We start from the raw sequence: 25593 nt of genomic DNA on the forward strand, positions 1-25593 counted from the left end.
TTTTTATAGCTTCAAATTTTTAAACCAATCAGACAACGAATGAAAACAACAATACTTCTCGGTTTAGCTGCATCCTTTTGTTTTAACCTGACTGCCCAGGCGCAGTTAAAAAGGTTAAGTCAGCAGGAAACCCTTGGAAACCAACCCTCTCTTACCAAACCAATCCCCATGGTGATGGGTTGGAGCGATGACAACCGCTATATCGAAGCTGCTCCCGGAGATCGGGAACTCTATGCTGTAGATCCGAAATCCGGTGCAAAGACACCTTATACCCGGCCTCCGAAAAGCAATGTAAATGTTTTTTTAAAAGGCAATGATGTCTTTATACAATATGGAAAAGAAGCAGCAAAACAACTCACCAGCACCAAAGAAGAAGAAAAGAATCCTACCCTTTCTCCGGATGGGAAATACATTGCCTTTACCCGCGACAACGACTTGTATTCGGTGGAAGTAAGCAGCGGCAAAGAAACCAGGTATACTAATGATGGCACGGATGTGATTTACAACGGCTGGTCGTCATGGGTATATTTTGAAGAAATTTTAGGACGTCCCACTCAGTACAAAGCATTTTGGTGGGCCCCGGACAGCAAGCACATTGCTTTTATGCGTTTTGACGACACTAAAGTTCCGATGTTCCCGATCAACGGGTCAACAGGACAACATGGCTATACCGAGAAAACCCGTTACCCTAAGGCAGGAGACGCCAATCCGGAAGTCAGAGTCGGCTTTGTCCCTGTAACAGGAGGTGCCGTTACCTGGGCTGATTTCAACGAAAAAGACGATCAGTATTTTGGTACGCCTTATTGGAGTTATGATGGCAGCAGCTTAATGGTGCAATGGATGAACCGTGGGCAGGACAACCTAAAGTTCTTTACGGTTAACCCGGGTACAGGAGCTAAAAAAGAGATCTATGATGAAAAACAATCTTCCTGGGTGGACCTGGATTACGATGGCCGCATCGAGTACCTTCAGGACAAGAAACACTATATCCTAAAAAGCGACAAAACCGGATGGGCACATTTTTACCTTTACACTTTAGCAGGAAAGCTGATTAACCCGATTACGAGTGGGAAATGGCAGGTGACCGACCTGGAACATGTGGATGAGAAAAATAAGGTCATTTATTTTACCGCCCGTAAAGAAGCTTCGACCCGGAAAGATTTCTATCGCGTAGACTATAATGGAAAAAACCTGAAACGCCTGACCTTTGGAGACTATACACACCAGGTACAAATCTCTCCAAACGGCCAGTATTTTATTACAACCTATTCTAACGTATCTACTCCACAAAAAAGAACATTGTTAGACAATACCGGTAAAGTGATTAAAGAACTTGCAGACAGCAAATCTGCTGATTTTTCCCAATACAACTTCGGAAAAACAGAAATGATCAGCATCCCTACCGATGATGGCTATCAGTTACCCGCAGTCATCACCTATCCTACCGACTTTGATCAGAACAAAAAATACCCGGTTATCATGAGCATTTATGGTGGTCCTAATGCAGGTACAGTAACCAATACCTGGAAAGGAACCGCAAGCCAATGGTGGGCAAATGAAGGCATCATTCAGATTGCTGTGGATCACCGTGCATCAGGACAGTTTGGAAAAGAGGGCGTTGCACTCATGCACCGGAACCTTGGCAAATGGGAGATGAAAGATTATACTACTGCCGCGAGGTGGTTAAAAGCAAAATCCTGGGTAGACAACAAAAAACTATTGATCACCGGACATAGTTATGGTGGTTATATGACCTGTATGGCCTTAACTATGGGTGCCGATGATTTCGATTTCGGAATTGCAGGTGCACCGGTAACCAGCTGGGAGTTGTACGACAGTCATTATACAGAACGCTTTATGGATACGCCACAGGAAAACCCTGAAGGTTATAAAAATGGTTCCGTACTTACTTATGTAAACAAGTATAAGGGCTTGCTGCGCATTATGCATGGTGATATGGACGACAATGTGCATATGCAGAATACGATCCAGCTGATCGATAAATTACAGAATGCAAACAAGCATTTTGAACTGATGATTTATCCCGGAGGAAGACATGGCTGGGGAGGTTTAAAAACGCCTCATGATAAAGCAGAACGTTACCGTTTTTATTATGAGCATCTGTTGAATAAGCCTGTTCCCGCAACATTACTCAACTAGCGGAACTCCTTCCTGAAACAAATATTTTACAAAGCTCTGAAAGATAAAACTTTCAGGGCTTTTTTGTTGGATTTCTCTTTCAGATTCAGCCTCCAATAACAAGAAATTTCATTTAATCAAAACGACTAAACAGACAGTCATATTGGTCAACATGAGTAAAAAAAAACGGTAAAAAACAATAAACATTCCATAATGGAATAAAAATGTCAGTATTGGCCTATAAAAAAAGCATCAACATACACACAAAAGAGATTAGGATTCCTACTTGTAAATTTAATTGCCTTTTGAATCAATTTAAGCAAGGTCATTTGGCGCAAAAATTTTTATGTGACAAAAAAATTCTACATAATATGACATTATTCATATATTGTATAATTATTAACTAACATCCTAATCAAATTCATTCACATGAAAAAACTTATCCTAAGTTTAATGGCCTTTCTGTGCCTCTTCGGATCGGCGATTGCACAAAATCGGACGATTACCGGCACAGTAACAGGAAAAGAAGACGGGCTTCCAATACCCGGAGTTACCGTAAAAATCGTGGGTTCCCAGGGCGGAACGCTAACCAATGCAGAAGGGAAATATTCACTCAGCGTTCCCCAGGGAGCGAAATCACTAGCCTTCTCCTCCCTTGGTTTTGGGAGCCAGGCGAAAGTCATTCCTACATCAAACGTATTGAACGTAGTTTTGGAAAACGATGATCAATCCTTGTCGGAAGTCGTGATCACTGCACTAGGTATTCAACGTAAAAAAAATGAGCTGCCTTATGCCGCTCAGGAAGTTAAAGGCGAAGACCTCACCAGAACCAGAGATAACAACTTCATCAACGGCTTATCCGGAAAAGTAGCCGGCCTGGACATTAAGCAATCCAATGCTATGGGAGGTTCTACCAACGTAGTCATGAGGGGTATCAAATCAATGACGCAAAATAATCAGGCACTCTTTGTTATAGATGGAGTTCCGGTAAGCAACGTTAATACAAACAGTGCCAACCAAAAAACAGGTAGAGGAGGGTATGATTATGGAAATGCCGCAGCGGATATCAATCCTGATGACATTGCTTCTGTAAACGTACTTAAAGGTGCTGCTGCAACTGCCCTATACGGTTCCAGAGCAGCGAATGGTGTCATTATGATCACCACCAAGAAAGGCAAGAAAAACGCTTTGGGAGTAACCTTAAACAGCGGTGTTACTTTTGGAAATATCGACAAAACAACCTTTGCCAAATATCAGAAAGAGTACGGCGCTGGCTATGCCAATCAATATAGTGGCCAGGGCAAGAATGAATCACCTGATGGTAACTTCTGGTACCGGGATATATTTGGTAAAGGAAACAGCCTAATGACCCCATTTACTGATGATGCATCTTATGGTGGTAAATTTGATCCGAATCTCCTGATCTATCAGTGGAACTCCTTTGATCCGACCTCTCCTTCTTATCAGAAAGCAACGCCATGGGTAGCCTCAGCGAATGATCCATCCACATTTTATAAAACGGCAATCGGCTCTAGTCACAGTGTTGTTTTAGATGGTGGCGGAGAAAGCACTACCTTTAAATTTGGCTATCAAAGAAGTGACGAAACCGGTGTTTTACCAAACAGTAAGATCATCAAAAACGGTTTTAACTTTGCCGCTGACCATGAGATTAACAAAAAACTAAAAATAAGTGCTGCTGCAAATTACACGAATATTGCTGGATTAGGCCGCTACGGTACCGGATATGACGGAAAAAACGTCAATCAGCAGTTCAGACAATGGTGGCAAACCAATGTTGACATAAAAGAACAAAAAGCAGCTTACGAAAGAGAAGAAAAAAACGTCACCTGGAACTGGGCTGACGAAACAGCACAAGGTGCAATCTATTCCAATAACCCTTATTGGACCAGATACAAGAACTTCGAAAATGATAGCAGAGACAGGTACTTCGGAAACGTTGCCCTGACCTGGAAACCATTAGATTGGTTTGATGTCCTTGGTCGCGTAACCTATGATGGCACCAGCGAAATGCAGGAAGAACGTATCGCGATAGGCGGTCCGGATATCCCTGAATACAGAAGAATTAACGGTACAAACTCAGAGGTTAACTTTGACCTGCTCCTTAACTTCAATAAAGAGATTACTCCCGACCTTAAATTCACAGGTTTATTAGGAAGTAACATCAGGAGAGCCAAATTAACTTCCATCAATGCAGTAACAAACGGAGGTCTGGTTGTACCTGAATTATATTCTTTATCCAACTCGGTAAATGCGATCAACGCTCCTCTTGAACGTTATGAGCGCGTAGGAGTAGATGGTTTATTTGCCAGTACTACCCTCGGTTATAAAGAAACTTTTTTCTTGGATGCCAGTATCCGTCGGGATCAATCCACTACCCTTCCACTAAAAAATAACACTTATTGGTATCCATCAGTAGCGGGAAGTTTTCTTTTCTCCAACCTGATGAAAGAATCAACCTGGTTAAGCCATGGTAAATTAAGATTGAATTACGCAGAAGTAGGTAATGATGCAGCAGCACTAAGCTTATATGATGTATACACCATCAACCCAATCTTTGGTGGAAATCTGCTAACCTCAATGCGTACTATCAAAAACAATCTTAATCTTTTACCGGAACGCACCAGAAGTATAGAGGCCGGTCTGGAAATGAATTTCTTACAGGGAAGAGTAGGTTTTGACTTTAGTTGGTACCGCACCAACTCTGTCAACCAGATCATGCCGGTTGATGTTTCTAATACCACCGGTTTTAATCAGAAATGGGTAAATGCGGGTACGATAAGAAATCAGGGTATAGAGATCTCTGCATTCGTCCTTCCTGTCAGGAATGATAATTTTACCTGGACAATGAACATCAATTTTGCAAGAAACAGAAATAAAGTGATTGAACTTTATGAAGGAAATACCAACCTGCAGGTTGGAGATCTTGGCGGTGGTGGCGTATCCCTGAATGCTACATTAGGTGAAGCTTATGGCACCATCCGCGGAGTGGACTTCCAATATATCAACGGACAAAAAGTGGTTAAAGAAAATGGATACTATGCTAAATCTGCTCCAAACCAGGTACTCGGCGACATCAACGCCGATTGGACCGGAGGTATTCAGAATAACTTTAAATACAAAGATATCTCCTTAAGTTTCCTTGTAGATATTAAACACGGCGGAAGCGTATTCTCCTTAGATCAGGCATACGGACAAGCAACAGGTATTTATCCCGAAACTGCAGGGCTAAATGAGCTGGGCAACCCGAAAAGGCTTCCTGTTAGTCAAGGTGGTGGTGTCCTTCTTCCTGGCGTAGATAAAGATGGAAATCCCAATAAGGTCAGGGCAGAAGCCTTCGACGGAACATCTACTCCTTATGGATACATTAACAATCCACCAGCGGCATTCGTATACGATGCCAGTTTTGTTAAACTACGTGAGGCTGCAATTACCTATTCGTTACCTAAAAAATGGATCGGCGAAAAAGTATTTAAGTCTGTTGACGTATCATTGGTGGGACGGAACCTTTGGATCATCCATAAGAACCTTCCTTACTCAGATCCGGAAGCAGGTTTAAGTTCAGGAAATATTCAGGGGTACCAAAGTGGCGCATACCCATCAGTAAGAACCTTTGGTTTTAACTTCAAATTTAGATTATAACCCCGTTTAACGACAACAGATTATGAAAAAATTATTAATATATATATTGCCCCTGATGCTGTTGGTATCATGTGCAAAAAGCCTGGACGATTACAACATCGATCAGAAAAATCCGGATAACGTCTCTGCAGGTTCTCTTTTTGCAAATGCGCTGAAAGAACTGGCCGACAATCAGACCTCTCCAAACGTAAACGTAAATGTTTTCAGGTACTGGGTTCAGCAATGGACCGCAACTTCCTACCAGGATGAACCCAGGTACGACTATATCACCCGCGAGGTTCACACCGCCTATTGGACTCCTATGTATAGTGAGATTCTCCAGGATCTGAAAGAAAGCAGAAGACTTACAGAAGCCGATGCCAAAATAAGCGATGCAGTAAAGAATAACCGAATTGCATTAACAGAGATCGCTTCCGTATATACCTGGTCTGTATTGGTAAATACGTGGGGAGATGTTCCATATTCTCAGGCTTTGGGCGATGTCAATCAACCAAAATATGATAAGTCAGCAGACATCTATGCTGATTTATTGAAACGACTGGATGGAGCAATTGCGCAAATGACTCCAGGATCAAATTTCGGCCCAACGGATTTGCTTTATAATGACAATACTGCAGGCTGGATAAAATTTGCACACAGTTTGAAGCTGAAACTGGCGATTACCCTGGCTGATGTGGATGAAGCGACCGCAAAGAGTGTGATCCAATCTTCCGCAGATAAAGCTTTCACCAGTAATGCTGACAATGCAACCTTTAAATACCTGAAGGAAACGCCTAATAATAATCCTATTTCAACTGATTTGAATAGTGCATTCACTAAAAGGCAGGATTATATTGGTGGAAAAACCATGATAGACATCATGAATAACCTTAACGACCCCAGAAGGCCGCAGTATTTTACCCCTATTAATGGAAATTATATTGGTGGAATCATTGGTATAAATAACACTTTTGCTAACTTTTCACATATCAGTGATAAAATAATTGCACCTGATTTCCCGGCCCTTCTTTTGGATTATCCTGAAGTGGAGCTGATCCTGGCTGAGGCTGCAGCAAGATGGGGAATTGCCGGAACAGCTGTAGACCATTATAATAAAGGGATCACTGCTTCTATCCTCTACTGGGGAGGCAGCGAAGCCGAAGCAACTGCTTATTTAGCTCAACCTAAAGTAGCTTATGCCACTGCCTCTGCAAACATTAAGGAAAAAATAGGCATCCAGAAGTACCTTGCTTTATATAACCGCGGGTATGACACCTGGGTAGAATGGAGACGTCTGGATTTCCCGGTATTGGAACGTGCGATCAGTTCTGTCAGCGTGATTCCTTTACGTATCACCTATCCTGATAATGAAAGAACTTTAAACCAGGCAAATGTTGAAGCTGCCTCTGCCGCAATGGGTGGAGATGCAGTAAGTTCTAAAATTTTCTGGGATAAATTCTAACTCTTTTTATACGCTTTTGAGGGCCGCTTCTATGATTTAGAAGCGGCCCTTTTTTTGCGTTAAGTATTCCAGCCGATTTAACAATTCCTTAATACTGTGCCCTGTAATTTTAAAGGGTGAAAAAAGTATATCCAAGCCGGACCTTCCGGATCCTGTTCTTTCTGCTGTTATACGGCAACCTATCTCCCTTTGCGGCATTCCCCCAGGAAAATATCAAACCCAATTTCCCTGTAATTGATACGCTAATACATCAGGCTCCGGATACCGCCTTTCTAAAGATCAAACAAACCTTAAAAGAGGCTTTGAAAAAGGAGGACTTTATTACCGCCGCACTTTGCTATCAGCAAATCGGAGAACTCTTTTATTATCAGGCAGCCTATTCTCAGGCCATCATTTATTATTATAAAGCTGATCAGATTTTCCGGCAGCAACAGGACCGGAATAACCTGGCAAAAAACCTGCATAAGATTGGGGAAACCTATTATTATGCCCGCCAATACCGCGTTTGTCTGGAGAAATTCCAGGAAGCTTTAAGCCTCTACCAGCAATCCGGTGATCCTAAAGGAATTGCCAGATCTTATGGTCTTATCGGGCAGACCTACGAGAAAAGTCTGGACTATCAGAATGCCATGAAATACCAGCAACTGGCATTAAACGTCTATAAAAAAGAGAAAGACCAGACCGGAATTGAGAAGATCTATGAAAATATCGGAAGCATTTACGAAGACAAACCTCATTTAGATTCTGCACTTAAATATTACACCCTGGCCCTGGAAGGGAATACGGCTTTAAAGAATAACCGTGCACAGATAGAGATCATTAACAACATCGGGGATGTGTACCGGAAGACCGGCCGATATACAGAAGCGCTGGGTTATACCAGAAAAGCAGAAAGCCTGGCCAGGCAAATGAACGATCAATACCAGCTCAGCAGCGCCTACAGAGACCTTTCCAAAAATTTCGACCTCATGAAAAGATACGACAGCGCCTATCATTATAGTGAACTGGGCAGGAACATCTTTCTGAAAATCTTTACGGAGGACAACAATAAACAGCTGGCGCTCCTGCAAACTTTATTCGAGATACAACAAAAAGATGATGCTATTCTTCAATTTGAAAATGAAAAAGACATCAACCGCATTATGGTGATTGCCGCTGTCCTCATTATTGTGCTCCTCATTTCCCTCGCCGCAAGCACCATCAGCCGTCAAAGGCTGAAGATCAGGAATGAACAAAAGGTAAACGAGCAGAACAACAGGTTATACGAAACCCAGAAAACGGCCATCAAAGACGCCCTGGAGTTAAAGAGCAAAGAACTGACCAGCAATACCCTGCACATCATTCAAAGCAATCAGTTCCTGGAGAGCCTCAGGTCACAGATTGAAGAAATGGTGAAAGAAGACAAGCGGGACCAGAAGAAACAATTGCAACAGCTTGTGCAACGGATCAATCAAAGCATCAGTCACGATCAACACTGGAAAGATTTCACAGGAATGTTTGAACAGATTCATCAGACTTTTTTCGATCATCTGAAAGCACATTGTGATGAACTCACCGCAAATGACATCCGGCTGGTCGCCCTGATCAAAATGAATTTAAGCTCCAAAGATATGGCCGCACTTTTTGGAATTTCACAAGACAGTTTGCGGGTAGCACGCTATAGATTAAGGAAGAAACTGAACCTCCCGCAAGGAGAAAACCTCAGCACTTTTATACAGACTTTATAGGCATTTTTTCAAAATCACCGACACTTAACAATAGCATAACATTACGCTAATCAAATGGTAATGGCGTTTTATGTTACCAACAATATACTGTAAATCAATCAATTAAACAAATCATGTTCACGCTGTACGCGTTTTGTATACCCTTCATGTAACGCTGTATACATTTTGTTCACGGCAATAATTTCGAAGCTGATCTGCGAGTGCTCACATTTGACCAACGTTAGCAAACACAAACCAGCAACAACAAATTAATTAAGAAAATGAAGACACTATTACCCGTTCTTTTTTGCCTATTATTTAGCATTACCGCAGCCCGGGCGACCAGCCTGAAGGGCTATGTTTACGACCAGAAAACAGGGGAAGCATTGGTAGGCGCATCTGTTCTTCTGGAAAAGACAGATCGTGCCGTTCTAACCGGGCTCGATGGATCGTTTGTGATCAAACATCCGCCAACAGGAACATTTACCATAAAAGTATCTTACCTGATGTACAAAACCTTTAGCCAACAGATCAGTATCCTTAAAGAAGACAACCCTGTAGTTAAGATTTTTTTGTCCGAAACTAAAGATGCCGAGTTACATGAAGTCATGATCTCTGCAAAAAATGACGGATCAGCAGAGAAAACAGCCAGAAGGATTGAGCAGAAATCCCCCCAACTGGTCAATGTTGTTTCCGGCAGGGCAATGGAAGTCTCTCCCGACCTGACAGTTGCCAATGTCATTCAGCGCGTCTCCGGTGTATCTGTAGAAAGAAGCAGCAGTGGAGATGGACAATATGCCATTCTTCGCGGAATGGATAAAAGGTATAATTACACACTCGTGAATGGCGTGAAAATCCCCAGTCCGGACAATAAATACCGTTATGTGCCCCTGGATATTTTTCCTTCCGAATTATTGGAAAGGTTAGAAGTTTACAAAACGCTCAACTCCAATATGGAAGCTGATGCCGTTGGTGGTGCCATCAACATGGTCATGAAAGATGCTCCCGATAAATTACAGCTGAAAGTAAATCTGGCAACTGGCTATAGCCAGTTATTTCTGGACCGTGGTTTTACCACTTTCCAGACCAATGGCATCCATCGGAAATCCCCTTATGAAATGAATGGAAAGGACTATAAAGCCACACAGCTTGATTTTCCAAAAGGGACCATAGATTACAGTTCAAAACATCCTGCTCCAGGTCTGGTAGGTGGATTATCTATTGGCAGACGCTTTTTGGATAATAAACTCGGTGTACTCCTTGCCGGAAGTTACCAAAATACTTACCGCGGCAGCAACAGTACCTTTTATAATTCCTCCAATGTGGATACCGATCCTTTTGCAACCATTACCTCCAGGGAGGACCGTCAGTATTCGGAGCGGCAACAACGCTATGGCACCCATGCAAAATTAGATTACACCTTTAATCCGCAGCATAAATTAAGTTTATACAATGCTTATGTGAACCTGCAAAGCACGCAACTCCGCGATTCAAAAGAAACTGATTTTTCTTCGGGTTATAACCAGGATTCAGGAAATGCCAAATTAAACTATGAAACCCGTTCCCGCTTTACAGAACAGCAGATTTTCAATACCACCCTTCAGGGTGACCACCAGCTGATTCCGAAACAACTGAAGCTGAACTGGTCTGCGGTATACTCTTCAGCAAAAAACGATGTTCCTGATCAAAGCACCATCAATATCCTTGGAATAAGGGAGAATTTTGCAGAACGGAAAACCGTGGTGCAGTCGATTGGAGACGTATACACCCGTCGTTGGGAACGCAATACGGAAGAAGATAAGGCAGGTTATCTGGACCTGACTTATACGGTACCTATTGCCGGAATGAATGTAGATTTCAGCGCCGGAGGTTTATACCGCGACAAACAACGCAGCAGTTTTTACAACAACTACACCTTGACTCCTGCTACGCAGAACCTGGAATATGGTAAAGATTTCAGCAATTACGGCGACATTTCCTGGACCGTAAAGAACCCTGCCGGAGCAGTAAATAATCCGCTAACTTATGACGCTTCGGAGAAAATCAGCGCAGGATACGGGATGTTTAAACTGAATGCGGAAGACCTTGAGGTGATTGGTGGTTTACGTGTGGAACATACCGACCAGGGATACCGCATGTTATTTCCTGCAGGAGAACTTCGTCCTACAGGCAAGCAGGTTTATACTGACTATCTGCCCAGCATGAACTTAAAGTATAAGCTCAACAAGAAGGAACAGCTTCGTGCCTCCTATTTCAGGTCTCTAAACCGTCCTGGTTTTTATGAACTCATTCCCGGTGGTGGAAACAGGGAAGAATATAAGGAAAGAGGAAATCCGGATCTGAAAAGGGCTTTGGCCGATAACTTTGACTTGCGTTATGAGTTGTTTCCCAATGGGACAGATCAGCTCATGGTGGGTGCATTCTATAAAAACATACAAAACCCTATAGAATATACCTTTCAGGCTGATGCTACCCGCGGACAGGATACTTATTATGTGCCTGGAAATTTCGGAACGGCAAAAAATTATGGATTGGAACTGGATTACATCAAGTTCTTCCATCAGTTCGGCGTGAAGGCCAATTACACTTATACCCATTCAAGGATTACCACCACTAAAACGTATAGAGTACGTGATGCAAACGGAGATCTTCAGCCACTCAGCGCCAACCAAAGCAGGCCTCTGTTTGGACAATCTGCTAACATCGCAAATATATCCCTGCTTTATAAAGACAGCAAAAAAGGTTGGGATGCCCAATTGGCGGCCTCTTATACCGGCGAAAGAATCAATACCATCTCTCAGTTTTTAAATAATGATCTCTGGCAAAAGGGTTTTATCCAAATGGATGCATCGGCAGAGAAGAAATTCAAGAACAACCTGAGCGTATTTGTTAAAGCCGGAAACCTGTTGAATACGCCATTAAAATTATTCATCAAAGGAACGAATGAGAAAAACTTACAAACCACTGCTCAGGAATTTGATGGCAATACCCTCATTCGTAACGATTATTACAAACAAAATTATTTATTAGGCCTTCGCTATAAATTATAAAAGACATGAAAGCAACACAACTATTTATCTGCCTGGCTTTAACCGCAGCACTTTTTGCAGGATGTAAGAAAGCCAATAGTGACGTAGATCCGGATACCGGCAATGGTACCATTTCGGGAGAGGCATCCGGAGTCTGGAAAAAAGGAAGTACCCAGCTGATTAAAGGTGACATCATCATCCCGGAAGGACAATCTTTAACGATTGAAGAAGGTGTTACTGTGCTCATGGATACCCTTGCAAAACCAGAGATCATTGTAAAGGGAAATCTTTATGCACAGGGAACTTCAGAATTTCCAATCCGATTTACGGTAGCAGAAGGGGCCAGAACTAAAGAATTTGGTCGTTTGTGGGGAGGGATTCTTGCAGCCCCAAGTTGTCAGGAGTTATTATTAGACCATACCATTATTGAATATGCCGGAGCAACGACTTCAGATGCTTCCACCTCAGTAAAACAGAACCTGTACAAAGGAAAAGCTGGAGAGAACCTGCCTGCGCTCTGGTTTGCCAATGTCAACGGAAAGCTGGTCGTAACCAATAGCATCTTCAGAAATCTACAGGAAGACTGTACCTATATTGATGGAGGGAAAATCATTTTTTCCAATAATAAATTCTACACAACCGGAGTGTCCGGTGGCGAGGCCATTAACCTGAAATCCGGTTGTGTGGCAGATGTGGCCTATAACCTGATCTATAGTGCAAATACCAATGCCCTGAAGCTTTCGAACAGCGGCGACCGTACGCCACAGGCCTATGTGATGGTGTATAACAATACCATGGTCAATACCGGATGGCGCAGACCCACTGCTAAAGGGGGCTCAATATGGGTAGAAGCAACCGTACGCGTTGAGGTCTTTAACAATCTCTTCGCCAATACCCGCTTCGGCATTAAAAGAGACACTAAAAAAGCAGAAGACAAAAGATCCCTGTTCGGGAATAACCTTTACTATGGAAATAGTCAGGTTACCGTAGACCAGTTTCAGCCTTCTGCTGATATCATTGCAGGAACGAACGACATCATTGGTAAAACGGCAGGATTGAACGATCCTAAATTTGTAAATTACCCTTTAACCACTCTTGTTAACAATGCGACCTTTACTCCGGCATGGGATTTCCACCTTCAGGCAGGATCACCGGCATTGGGCAAAGGAAAAACGGACATCAAACCACACTATGCGGTAAATGGACTCGTGATGAACGGAATCAGCTATACCTCTCCGGCAGCAGCCAGCTATATCGGTGCTTTTGGAACCAACTAATCAATTTTAACCAACTATAAAGAATTTTTTAATGAATAAACCTACATTAACCCTTGGTCTTTCCGCATTATTGCTGACACTAAATATCTCTTGTTCTACCGTACAAAAAGATTCTTCAGCCGTAAAACCCTTATATACTTCAGATCCGGTACAGTTTGATTCTGATGATCCTGCGATCTGGGTAAACCCTTCTGATCCTGCCCAATCTTTGGTAATTGGCACCGACAAAGATGAAAATGGCGGCCTATATGTTTACGACCTTAAAGGAAAAGCGATCAAAGAAAAGACGGTCAAAGGTTTGAAAAGACCCAACAACGTAGACATCGCTTATGGCCTGCTGCTCGGCGGCAAAAAGGTAGACATCGCAGTGGCCACTGAAAGAATGACGCATCAACTTCGCATCTTTTCCTTACCAGACATGAAACCTATCGATAATGGAGGAATACCGGTTTTCGAAGGAGAAGAAAAAGAGATGCACAGAGACTTGATGGGCATTGCCCTATACACAACGCCAAAAGGAGAAATTTACGCCATTGTAGGCCGTAAAACAGGTCCTGCTGATGGTTATTTATGGCAATACCTGCTGGAGGACGATGGCACAGGCAAATTGAAGGCCAGCCTGAAAAGAAAGTTCGGTAAATACAGCGGAAAGAAAGAAATCGAATCGATTGCAGTAGACAATGAGCTGGGTTATATCTATTACTCCGATGAGCAGTTTGGGGTAAGAAAATATTATGCAGATCCTGCCAAAGGAAATGAAGAACTTGCGCTATTTGCAAAAACAGGATTCAAAGAGGACAATGAAGGAATCAGCATTTATAAAACATCCCCTACTACTGGTTATATCCTCGTATCCGATCAGGCGGCAAATCATTTCCAGGTCTTTAACCGCGAAGGAAAGTCCGGTCCTCATGACCATGTTTTACTGACCAGTATTCCCGTTTCTACCAACAACAGTGATGGTTCCGACATTTATTCAGGCCCACTAAACGGAGACTTTAAACATGGGTTATTTGTGGCCATGAGCGATGATAAGACTTTCCAGTTTTACCGTTGGGAAGACCTTGCAGGGAAACAGTTATCCATCAACAAATAGTTATTTTTTTCTAAGGGCTTCTGCTTTTTTCCGCAGGAGCCTTCTTTTTTCTCTCCTGGCCTGTCTGGCTTCTCTATCGATCTTCATTTGTCCAAAACGGGCAATTTGTGTTTTGATCTTTTGCTGTTTCGCTTCAGTTACGCCGACACTATGTTTGATTCCCTGTAAAAGGCTTCTCCAGATAAACTGGAAGAAGGAACCGTTCGTTTTACGGACTTCATGAATTGGTGCGGTAATCAGGATGCCACTGCTGTCGGGATTATTGGGATTAAGAATTATCGCATTGGCCAGAAAAGACATCCAGCCTTGTCGCACCAAACGATTCTCTCCTTCTTCTCTTTTCAGCAGATTTACCGAAAGGTCGTTGTATTGGAATTTCATCATCCCGCTGGCCTTCTGGTCATTGGCATCAATCAGAAACTCGAGTTTCTTCACTGTTCCGCTTTTCACTTCTATCATTCCCAATGGCTTCGTGATTCGGTTTAGCGATCGTCCTTCCATGGCACCCAGAACCCCGGAATAGGAAAAGGCACCATCTTTGGCATTCAGATCGAATTTAAAGTTCACATCCAACTTCCCCTTTCCCATCAGATAGCTCGTTAAACCAGCCGTCATAAATGGGTTTATAGATTTGTACTTCGGGGTATTCGTCACATTGCTAAAACTCCCCGATGTATTTTCAAAGCTAATCGTTCCCTTCTGTCTGCTATCGCGGTCAAATTCAGAATAACTGATATTTACATTGCTCAGGTTAAGTTTACTGATGTTCAGCTTTGCTTCTATCTTTTGCAGCAGCTGATGGGGATACCTTCCAATTTTTTCCGTATTCTTTTTGGCGAGGGAGTTGTTATTGAATACCGCAACGGAGCCATTGGCAATGTTCATTTCTTTGGCAGAAAGCTCCTGTTTAAGAATATACAAAGGCAGATTGATGCCGTCCAGACTAATATCGCTCATTTGAATCTCATACCTGTCTTTCGCATAACCGAGCACCTGACCAAACTTCATCTCATCGTATCTGGGGATCAGGCTAAAGCTTTTAATGTTCAGTTTGCCGGAAGCGGCAGAGAAATCCAGTTGATTCAGGTTGAGGTGGTACAGGCTATCCGGTGTAGCAAAAGTATAATTGTTTAAATTGATCTTCACCTCCTTCAATAAGTACAAGCGGCTTTTGTCTGTTGCAGAATGAGGATCGATCAGGTAATCTTTCAGCGTAATGTTCAGATTTTTCACGGAATCCATTTCCGGTTTTGCCTTGTTATTGTTGATGTATTTAAACCTGATGTTGTTAAAATCGATGGCATGAATCCTGAATTCTTTCAGATAGCCAGAGATATAATCGTAGGGACTTTGGTTGGGACGTGGCGGCTTATCCTCATTGAAGTCGAACTGTTTATTGATCATGACCACATTTGGATTGTCCAGGCGAAGCTGACTGATATCTAGTTTGCGGTGTCTAAGGAACCGGAAGAGGTGAAAATTTCTGATTCCCAATTTCTCCAGTTCCACATAATAGATGTTATTGGGCGCTTTTTTTAAAGCGATCAGTTTTTTGAAAACCTGCGTATCGGGGATGACTTTCACTTCCGTTAAAGAAGCGTTTGCAGTGAGCAGATTAATCCGGATGGAAGAAAATTCTATATGGTACAGGCTGTCCGTAGACCTTAAAACCAGCTCTTTGATCTGTGCCTTTATTAAGGGTTTGAACTTATTGGCAAAATACCTTGAGGTCAGGCTGATGCCCAGTACCAATATTAGTATAATGCCCCCTGTCCATACCAGTATCTTCTTTCTTTTTCTGGATTTTTCAATCATAGGCCTTACGCTGAATATCCTAAGATACTTTTTTTTCGGGCTTCTTTTCCTTTCGCGCTATACTTTTCTCCTTACGTTCCTTTTTCTTATCCCTGATCGCTTCCATTGCTTTTTCCGGAGTTTTTACCGGAACAATGCCAAGGCCAGCTGTTTCGCGCATGCCCACAAACACCCCTTTCCAGAGCAGGTTAAAAAAGGAGGCGGCCGGAGAACGCTGAAAAGTAACGCTGGCCGTTCTTGCTGTTTCTCCCTTTGTGGGATTTGCATCTTTTACGAGCAGATTATTGGCCAGGAAAGACAACAGTCCTTTTTTCTTAGGCGCTTCCCCATTTTTTCCCTCTTTGAGCAATTTTAGCTTCAAATCAGTATAATAAAAATGAACTTTACCAGAAGAGCCATTGCGGTTTGCGCTAAAATTGAAGTCCACTTTCTGCATATTGCCGCTTTCAATTTCGATCAGTCCCAATGGAACGGATACCGGGTTCAGGGCTTTCAAATCCAAGGGCCCTGTAGCACCGGAATAGCTGAACGCGCCGTTTTTGTCGGTCAGGTTAAAATCTATCCGAAGATTAATTTTAGTCTTTTTCATCACTAAAGCATTCAGATTGGCGATGGCATGATTGCTTTTAACCAGGCTTGAGGAGTCGGTGGTAACGTTGCGTATTGTTCCATTCAGGTTTTGAAAATAAACCGTTCCTCTCTTTTGACTAATGGGGTTGTACTCGGTGTAGGCGAGATCGATATTATCGAGTTTTACTGTATCTATAGTCGCAGGCAGGGTGAGTTTTTTCAGGGCCATGTGCGGGAAATTCGCGCCTTTATCCAGGCCCGGGACTGCCGGCATCTCCCGGTTTAAAAATATGCCCACTTTAGACGGGCCGATGGTCAATGCTTTCGCATGAAACGCTTCCTCTTCATTTAAGCGCAGAAAATCTACTCCAGAAAAGCGGATCTCGCTAAAGTTCAGATCATAGCGGTCTTTTCCATATTTGAACATCCGGCTAAAGGCCAGATCAGGATGCAAAGGGATCATTTTGAGTCCCTTGATCCGGATGGTCTTTCCAGTTGCAGAACCCGAAATGGTATCTGCTTTCATCAGGTACATTTTATCTTTAGACTGGTATCCCGTCAATTCAAAACCAATATCTTTAGTATGATAAAAACGGGTGGTATCAAATTGTGACAGAGAATCAATCAGCAAATCTTTCACATTCAGGTTTAGTTTCCTGATTCTGTTTAAAGTTTTCGAGGTTTCTCCTTTTACATAATCAAAATCCGCATTTACGATTCTGATGGCATTGACCTGGATGGATTTTATTCTCCTCGGCAGGAGTTGATATAGGCTGAGGTCTGGCTTCAGGCTGTCTTTTCTTTTGCGGACCTTATAGTGGATCATATTAATGGAAGGCTGATCCAGCACAATACTTTTGATATTGACCTTTTTATTAAAATAAGCATTTAACAGTCCAACATGATTGATTTGCAGCTTTTTGACTTTAACCTGAAACAAGTTTGCCGGTGCCAATCCAGCCATTTTCAACATAGAAAACACCGTGGTGTCCGGAGTCAACACTGCCTCATCTATGGAGGCTGTACCCGTCAGTACATTTAAATGAATGTCTTTAAAATTGAGGGTATATAAGCCTTGAGAGCTATTTACAACCACTTTTTTTATTTTTTCAGAAAGAATCGGTTTCCATTTATGGTAAAGGTAAAGTCCTGATCCAATCCCAATAAGGAGAAGGGTCGCCAAAATTCCACCGACCCATTTCCACCAATTTCTTTTTACTGATTTTTCTTGTGCCATAAGCTCCTGATTGTAATAACGACCTGCAATATCAGGGCCACAAATCAGGGTGCATTACAATGCGCTTGCCTTATACCTCCGGGTATCGACGTCTATCGCATAGAAATAACCCTGCACATTTCCAGATATATTCCCCGTAGCATTGACCGGAACACTGGAAAAAAGGCCACTCCAATCGGTCTCCATAAACACATCATAGAGGTATTTGGCATAACGCTCCGAAAGCGACAGCTTGACGATCGTGATGTAATCCTCTTTGTTCAGGCTAAAAGTTCTTTTTAAATTATTGAGTGGATAAAGCGAATTCGGAGAGCCTAGAAAATGGGTATAACTGTAATATTTGGACTGGTCAAATTTACCGGGATTCCATACCGGGAGATCCAGATAAGAAATCATCCATTTATTAGGATTCAAATAGCCGAAGGTATGTTTAGGAATCGTTCCGCTATACTTTCCGTCGGCGGTCATTTTTGTCGACAACGGCAGGAAATCATCCACGATATTAACCACTTGCCTTAAGGTATCCACGGCAGTATACGATTTGTTGTTGTATTCGATAGTCAAGGTATATGCTCCATTATAATTGGGTTCATTTACCGCCGTCCCTGTATACACTCCCTTTACTGAGGATTCGTTGAATATGATGTCGGATTTCCCATCATTTATTCTGACTATTGCTTTTGAAATGGGTGTAGGATTCTGACCAGGGCTCATGGCTGGCTTGGAAAGCCTGATAGACTGGGTGGTGATCCGGGTATTAAAACCTCCTTCCACAGACAGATCATATTGACGTTTTGGAGTAAGGAACCGATCGTCCAGAGATTTTTTGCATCCTGAAAATCCAAGGATAAGAAGTACCATTAACAGCAGATAGTTCTTCATATTAAATCTTAAAACTGTAAGCGATCCATGGATAAAAACCGAAACCGTATTCAATACTACTCTTTTTTGTTTCAAATGAAGAAGAATTCAAGTGATAATACAATGGATTTTTCCGGTTGTACAAGTTATAGGTACCTATAGAGATGGTACTGGAAATGTGGCGTTTTCCAAATAATCTGGTTTGAAACTGGTATTGGGCGGAGAGGTCCAGGCGACTAAAATCGGGAAACCTGGAGGTATTTCTTTCCTCAAAAATCGGCACATTTAAACCATCATGCTGATAGTAACCAACGGGCAGGGTCAGTGGTCTTCCAGTAGAATAGATAAAAAATCCCTGGAAGGACAGTTGTTTAGTCAGGTCATATCTGGCCGTTATTTTCAATTCGTGCGGGATGTCATAATTTGCGGGAAACCTATTGCCGAAGTTAATGTCGGCGATCTTCCGAAATACCCTGGAATAGCTGTAAGCAATCGTTCCACTAAGCTTTCCTTCTGTTTTGGTCAGTTCGATCTCCAGTCCATACGCATTTGATTTTCCCGCTCTCAGCTGGCTTCTCACTTCCGGATTTTTAATGATTTGCGCATGATCAATCAAATCCAACTGATGGTCCAGATATTTATAATAGGCATTCACTGACAGTGCGAAGTCTGTTGGAGAATAACGATAGCCCATAGAAAAGTAATCAGAGTGCTGAGGCTTAATAGTTTTTGAGGCAGGGATCCAGGGCTCCAATGAAGAAAATGCCAGTGTGCTGTTCTGGATCAGCTGAAGATATTGGTAATTGCGGTTATACGTTAAAAAAAAGCGTTCGGATGAACTCGGCAGGTAACTGAGGTTTAAACGAGGTTCCGGATTAACAAAGACCTTCACATCGTTTACATTTAAGCGGTTTCCCTGGGGATCAAAGACATTGTTACGTGCCTGCACATTTTTAAACAATCCCAGTCTAAGGCCATAGCTCAATTCAAAAGATCTGTTCAGTGTAATTTGCTGCACATAATACAATGCTGCTTCCAGAGATTCATCACGGGAGATGTTAAACTCATCTTTTGGTGACTTATGGATTTCGCCCGGACTAAAGAGGTGGTAGATGCCTGAAGCACCAAACTTAATCTGATTTACCGGACTGTGATAATAGGTATAATCTGCTTTCACAGTAATGTCCCTCACTCCCGTACTCCATTGTGTTTTTTGTGAAAGTGTATCTGCATTCAGATCGAGCAGGTTGCTATAATTGCTGTAAATCACAGAAATGTTCTGGAAAATTTTTGAGTTAAAAATATGGTTCCAGCGCAATGTGGAAGTCAGGTTTCCCCAGTTGTTGGTATAGGAGTTTTCGGATAACAATTTATCCTGACCAGCATAAACAGAATAGAAAATGCTGTTATTTTTATTGAGCCTATAATTGGCCTTGGCATTGAGGTCGTAATAGACGGAATAGGGGCTAAATAACTTGAAGTTATTTTGAAAAACATCCAGCAGGCTTCTCCTGAAAGCGACGATAAAGGAACCTTTCTCTTTTACAATCGGGCCTTCTACAGCCATGCGGGCTGACATGAGGTTTATTCCACCACTAAGGTGGTACTCTTTGTTGTTGCCTTCCGCCATTTTGTTCACCAGCACTGAAGAAAGCCTTCCGCCAAAATTAGCCGGCATATAATCCCTGTAAATCTGTACGTTGTTCACCACATCGGGATTAAACACAGAAACTAAACCATATAAATGCGAAGGATTATAGACAATCGCCTCATCCAGCATGACCAGATTTTGGTCGGTATTGCCCCCTCTGACAAATAAACCGGAGCTTCCCTCCGACATCGATTTGATTCCATTCTGCATTTGCAATCTTTTCACGACATCCGTCTCGCCGGCATAATAAGTCGTATTATTTAATTGCTTAATGCCAAAATTCTGTTCGTTTAACAGAATTGGATTTGGTGCTATAGCAGATTGCTTAATTTCGACTTCTTCCAGGCGATTTGTTTTCTGGCGGAGTTCAATTTCAAGTTCAAGATCTTTATATAAACGGATTTTTTCTTCCTTTGTCTGATAGCCTGTATTAGAAATTTGCACCTGATAATCCCCTTCAGGGATAGAAATTGCATAAAAACCATATTGATTTGTATTGATTCCCACCCCTAGCTCCGGGATATAGAGTGTGGCTCCAATGAGTTCTTCCCCGCTTGAGCCGTCACGGACATGACCGCGGATGGTTCCTACTGTTGGTTTTACAGGGGCAATTACAATATCTGAACCGATGACCTTAAAGCCCAGTTTGGTTCCAAAGAGCAACTGTTCTAAAATCCCGCTTAATGGAGTCTTAGAAAACTGAAAGGCTGCGGTCTTTTTATTCCGCAATTGATCCGGGTCATAAGCAAAACTACATTTAGCCTTTGACTCGAGCAGATTTAACACAAGGATCAGGGAATCGGCAGGTATATTTATGCTTAGCGGCTGATCCAGGATTCGCTTATTCTGAGCGCATAACCTGATGGAACCTGTAAAAAATAAAAGAATGCAAAGGCAGTAAAGCCGCCTGTAAAAAGTCATTAATTGTCAGATAAAGTATAAGTGTTTTCAAATTTTGTCACTTTACATTGTAAAGAAGCAGAGATCACAGCAAGTGCACTATCCAGGGTCTGGTATTTCAGGCTGGCCGTCAGTTTGCGTTTCTTGAGCTGATCACCTTTAATGTCAATTCTGGAATTGTAAGCTTTCTCCAGCTGGCTGGTAACCTCCCCTATAGGAACAGCGGTAAATACAAAATTTTTATCTATCCAGGCTTTATAATTACGATCTGGATTGTCGGTCGCAATCAATTCTTTGGTAGCCAGGTTGTATAGTCCCATTTTACCTGGCGTTAAAAGCACTTCTTTACTACTGCTGTGGTGTCGCAGTGCAACTTTGCCTTCTTCAACAATTACGGCTATTTTATCTTCGTTTTTACTGATGTTAAAACGCGTTCCAATGTCTTTTGCTTCCAGTTCTCCAAGGTCTACTCTAAACTGAACACGCTTATCCTCCACCACCTGTACAAAGGCTTCTCCTTTTAAAAGTTCCAGTCTTCGATCGCTCTTAAAGCTGCTTTTATTGTAGCTGATGGTTGTCGCCGCGTTCAATTTAACCGCCGTTCCATCTGGAAGGACAATATTAGTTACTCCGGTCTGCTGATCTGTACTAATAACCACATCCTGGTTTTTCTGAACAAAATAATACCCTATGGAGCATAGAATCAGTAATGAGGCAGCGATTTTCAACCAGTAATTGCTTTGTTTTTCTTCTTTAAAAAGGGGAAGTTCTTCAGAAGCAGGGGAATTTTCAATTTTTTTATCGAGAGACTCCCAGGACTGCTGGGCATCAATGTCCAGACGTTCTACCAATTTATCAAGGTTCACCTGAACGTTCAGAAATTCCTGATAGGTTTTTTCATTGGCAGGATCAGCTGCTCTCCATTGCTTCAGTAATTCCTTGTTTGCAGGAGTTATAGTTTTGTCCAGATCGTCTATGATCAGTCCAAAAATAAGCGTTTCGTTTGTTTCAAAGTTTTTCATTTGAATATATTTGTTTTTAACGGTTATGAAGCTCTCATGAAATCATGATCGTTTCATTGTAGGGACGAATTAGCATATGATTATTTTTAAGAACAAGATTAAAAAAATAATGACCTGCCCTTGTTTTTCCATATGACTTCTGAGTTTCTGAAAGCCATAGGTCAAATGGTTTTTAACTGTTTTCAGGGAAATCCCCATCTGGTCTGCAATCTCCTGCTGTTTCAATTTACCAAAGCGGCTCAGATACATTACCTGTTTACATTTATCTGGCAGCAATACCAACGCTTCTTCCAGGCTTTTCAATAACGTTTCTTCGTTTTCAGCAACTTCTCCATCTTCTGTAAGTGGTTCCTGTTCCACATGACTTGACTGCCAGGCCAATTGCTTCTGTGCATTTATCTTCTCTTTCCTGACGAAGTTCAGTGAGGAGTTTACAATTGCCCTGAACAAATAACTTTTCATTGAATACTGAATATTTAATTGGTCAGCCTTATTCCATATCGCGATAAACAAATCATGAACAATTTCCTCAGCTGCTTCCGACTGTCCTACATACTGGTAAGCTGTACCAAACAGCTGTTTATAATATTTTTTATAAAAGGCTTCAAACACCTTTTTATCTTTTTTACGGATTGCGCTGATCAGTATTAAATCTTCATTAAGCGGACTAAGTATCGGTTCTTTGCTCATGATACCCTCCTAGTTTTGCTTTAGCGTCAATATCCCTGAAATCTCAGGAGATTTAGCTAATGTATTAATGGCTACAAACCATAATCCTCTTAACAGGTTTCTTTCCTGTAACGGACTTAAAGTAAGCGTGCCGGACAATGGTAAAGGCACTGTTGCTCCTGTATTCTTATAGAGGATTGCAGTCAATGTTCCTTTCGAACCTTTTGTTCCGCTTCTAAGGCTGATTTCTTCCGGCACCAAATCCTTATATTCCAACTTATAGCTTAACAATTTTGTTCCTTCGTCGTACGCTCCTTTTAATATCGCTGTTCCTTCAGAATTTGTATTGGTTCCTTTTTTATCAATTCTTGCTGTTACCAGATAAAACCTTACCGGAGGCTTGATTTTCTGATCTGCTACGGGTGCTTTCTTACAAGTCCACAAACAAAAGATCAAACTGAACAACCCCATTCTCAAAAATATAAGCCCCTGATTTTTAATACCCCACATGTTGTAGTTTTAGCCAGGGACTAAATTACTAACTTTTTTGATTGGTATATTATTGTTTTTTCATTGGCTTTTAAGGTTTAACATTTTAATAAAAAAAGCTGTATTGTAAGGACCATTTAGCATAAAAATGCCGATAAGAACCCAAAAGAGAGAACAACAGATACCTGCCCGTCATTTTATTAACCCATTCCGGCTTATTGTTGATCGCATAAGGGATAATGCCACCCACACTGACATTGATCTGTTCTTCAGCTAAGGAAAGTGCTTTTACATAGGGTTTATAAATATGTTTGATCTGGTTTCTAGTCAGACGGTAAACTTTATGTGTCAGCATATAACTGTTTTTAGAAGAATAGCTGAATCCATGATAATGGTAAAATACAAGGTCAAAATTTTGATTCTCAGACAACTCTTTACACATGGTTTTGCTACCATTATTTTTAAAGGCATACTGTTGTACATTCCATGGAGCAACACCACCACCAAGATGTTTCAGGACATGTACACAGGAAAATCTTTCTGTCCAATCGTCCAGATACTTCTGGTCTCCAAATTTGTGGTCCTCAAATCTGTTGAAACACCAGTCCAGACAGGCATTGACCCACCAGTTTAATACTTCCATGCCTTCTTCATTATTTTTGAAAGTCATGAACTGCACACAGTAGATCCCGCTTTTGGCGGATTGATCATGGACCGGCGTATAGCGATGTTCAGTGATCAGCACCGATTTTTCAGCCATTTCGTCAATGAGCACCTGTGGATTTTTAAAGAACAATAGATCCGCATCTACATAGGTACAATGATCCAGCTGGAAGGTCTCTATGCTATATTTGATCGTCGAAGACGCACAGGTCCAGCAATACTCTTGAGCCGTCCGTCCCGATTTCGCCGTCAGCAAGTCATTATTTTCAAAATCTTTCAGACTCACAATGGTAGCCTGGGAAAGTTTCAGTTTAGACAGGGCCTCAAAGCAATGCTGATCAAAAGCAAAGATATACAGGTGAAAATCTGAACATTGTTGCTCAAGGGAATGATACATGGCCAAACCACGTGATAGGTAAGTCGTGTTAAATAGTGTACAGAAGTTAAGCATGGGTAGATAAGTTAATGAGGTAAAAGCCTTTGTCATATCCTGATTGAATGCCATCAATCAGCATGGTTTCTTCCCCTTTGACATAGGAACTAAATTCAGCTACGTTAGTATACTGTCCCGAAAAATGGTTTAAGAAGTTTTCTTCATTAAAAAACCAGGACGGATAAGAAGCAGGATAAATTTCAGGGGGCACTCTTTGTAAAGTCAGCCGGTCTTTCTCCCCATAATGAAAAGCAGTACGGTCAAACAGTAAGAACTGAAAATTATAAGCAGCCAGTTGCTGCAAAAAGTCATGGGGTCTTTCCAGGTACTGGACGCTTGAAGACAATACCACAAGGTCAATTTTTTTAAGTTCCAGACAGGCATCAATGCTATTATGAAATGTCAGGACATCATCTTGAAAATGTTGATTTCCACATGCAACATAATGTTCCTGCTCCACGACATTCCAGCTGGCACAAACTCCTTTCGTCAGGAATTCCCGAATCTGATAATAAGTACTCCCCAGGGAGCCACCGAAATCCAGTACATGAAGGGCTTCTTTTTTTAAATTTGCACTATTCAGAAGGAAAGTAATTAAGGGAAAAGGATATTCTTTTTTATCGAAGACAACGGAGTCACGTTCATAAACGGCTTCTCCGTTTTTGACCTTTAATATTGCATTTTTTGTTCTTTCCAGAATCACGCCTGCATCATAACCAACAGCCTCTCTGGCAACTTCTGCCCAGGAAGAATAATTGCCAAACCAACCATATGGGTTCCTTCTACGTTTTACAAAGAGGTTTTTGAACATGTCCTGAGTTAATTAGCCTGATTTCATGTCTAAAGACAATGACTTATTAAAAAGGTCCTATATGCTTCTTCTATTTATTTTCCGGCTTAAAGATTCTGCCACTTTGTCATTTATAAATATAAAT

Annotated in this window: 16 protein-coding genes; 7 read left to right on the top strand and 9 right to left on the bottom strand. The window is 41.8% G+C overall.

Features of this window, described 5'->3' with window-relative positions:
- Positions 1–39 precede the first annotated feature (39 nt).
- The 7 genes from AAFF35_RS27590 (at position 40) to AAFF35_RS27620 (ending at position 14348) form a co-directional block, all read left to right on the top strand.
- Complete coding sequence (locus AAFF35_RS27590) at positions 40–2160, top strand: DPP IV N-terminal domain-containing protein (protein ID WP_342329685.1); 2121 nt, start codon at positions 40–42, stop codon at positions 2158–2160.
- Between the two features lie 408 nt (positions 2161–2568).
- Positions 2569–5799: a SusC/RagA family TonB-linked outer membrane protein gene (locus AAFF35_RS27595; protein WP_342329686.1), complete on the top strand. Its 3231-nt coding sequence runs from the start codon at positions 2569–2571 to the stop codon at positions 5797–5799.
- Positions 5800–5821: 22 nt separating this feature from the next.
- Positions 5822–7240, top strand: coding sequence for a SusD/RagB family nutrient-binding outer membrane lipoprotein (locus AAFF35_RS27600; protein WP_342329687.1), 1419 nt, complete (start codon positions 5822–5824; stop codon positions 7238–7240).
- 116 nt (positions 7241–7356) lie between these two features.
- On the top strand, positions 7357–8967 hold the full coding sequence (locus AAFF35_RS27605) for a tetratricopeptide repeat protein (protein WP_342329688.1): 1611 nt from the start codon (positions 7357–7359) through the stop codon (positions 8965–8967).
- A 260-nt stretch (positions 8968–9227) separates the two neighbouring features.
- Positions 9228–11996, top strand: a complete 2769-nt coding sequence (locus tag AAFF35_RS27610; RefSeq protein WP_342329689.1) for a TonB-dependent receptor — start codon at positions 9228–9230, stop codon at positions 11994–11996.
- Between the two features lie 5 nt (positions 11997–12001).
- Entirely contained in the window at positions 12002–13252 is a 1251-nt protein-coding gene (locus AAFF35_RS27615; protein WP_342329690.1) for a right-handed parallel beta-helix repeat-containing protein, read from the top strand.
- Positions 13253–13283: 31 nt separating this feature from the next.
- The gene (locus AAFF35_RS27620) at positions 13284–14348 is read left to right on the top strand and encodes a phytase (RefSeq protein WP_342329691.1); all 1065 of its coding nucleotides are present in this window, start codon (positions 13284–13286) and stop codon (positions 14346–14348) included.
- Here the strand turns inward: AAFF35_RS27620 and AAFF35_RS27625 are convergent, their stop codons facing one another.
- From AAFF35_RS27625 to AAFF35_RS27665, 9 genes are all read right to left on the bottom strand, one after another.
- Positions 14349–16163: a hypothetical protein gene (locus tag AAFF35_RS27625; protein ID WP_342329692.1), complete on the bottom strand. Its 1815-nt coding sequence runs from the start codon at positions 16161–16163 to the stop codon at positions 14349–14351.
- Between the two features lie 19 nt (positions 16164–16182).
- Positions 16183–17970, bottom strand: coding sequence for a hypothetical protein (locus tag AAFF35_RS27630; protein WP_342329693.1), 1788 nt, complete (start codon positions 17968–17970; stop codon positions 16183–16185).
- Positions 17971–18024: 54 nt separating this feature from the next.
- The gene (locus tag AAFF35_RS27635) at positions 18025–18852 is read right to left on the bottom strand and encodes a hypothetical protein (protein WP_342329694.1); all 828 of its coding nucleotides are present in this window, start codon (positions 18850–18852) and stop codon (positions 18025–18027) included.
- A gap of 1 nt (position 18853) precedes the next feature.
- Positions 18854–21403 (bottom strand): TonB-dependent receptor, encoded by a 2550-nt coding sequence (locus AAFF35_RS27640; protein WP_342329695.1) that lies wholly within the window; start codon positions 21401–21403, stop codon positions 18854–18856.
- Positions 21403–22404, bottom strand: a complete 1002-nt coding sequence (locus tag AAFF35_RS27645) for a FecR domain-containing protein (RefSeq protein ID WP_342329696.1) — start codon at positions 22402–22404, stop codon at positions 21403–21405. The genes AAFF35_RS27640 and AAFF35_RS27645 overlap by 1 nt, the downstream gene beginning before the upstream one ends.
- Before the next feature lie 69 nt (positions 22405–22473).
- Complete coding sequence (locus AAFF35_RS27650; protein WP_342329697.1) at positions 22474–23094, bottom strand: RNA polymerase sigma-70 factor; 621 nt, start codon at positions 23092–23094, stop codon at positions 22474–22476.
- A 9-nt stretch (positions 23095–23103) separates the two neighbouring features.
- On the bottom strand, positions 23104–23544 hold the full coding sequence (locus tag AAFF35_RS27655; RefSeq protein ID WP_342329698.1) for a hypothetical protein: 441 nt from the start codon (positions 23542–23544) through the stop codon (positions 23104–23106).
- A 124-nt stretch (positions 23545–23668) separates the two neighbouring features.
- A complete protein-coding gene (locus AAFF35_RS27660; RefSeq protein WP_342329699.1) occupies positions 23669–24676 on the bottom strand; it encodes a glycosyl transferase in 1008 nt (335 codons plus the stop codon).
- Positions 24669–25469, bottom strand: coding sequence for a TIGR04325 family methyltransferase (locus AAFF35_RS27665; RefSeq protein ID WP_342329700.1), 801 nt, complete (start codon positions 25467–25469; stop codon positions 24669–24671). Before AAFF35_RS27665 ends, AAFF35_RS27660 begins: the two co-directional genes overlap by 8 nt.
- Positions 25470–25593 lie beyond the last annotated feature (124 nt).

Source organism: Pedobacter sp. FW305-3-2-15-E-R2A2, assembly GCF_038446955.1.
GTDB lineage: Bacteria > Bacteroidota > Bacteroidia > Sphingobacteriales > Sphingobacteriaceae > Pedobacter.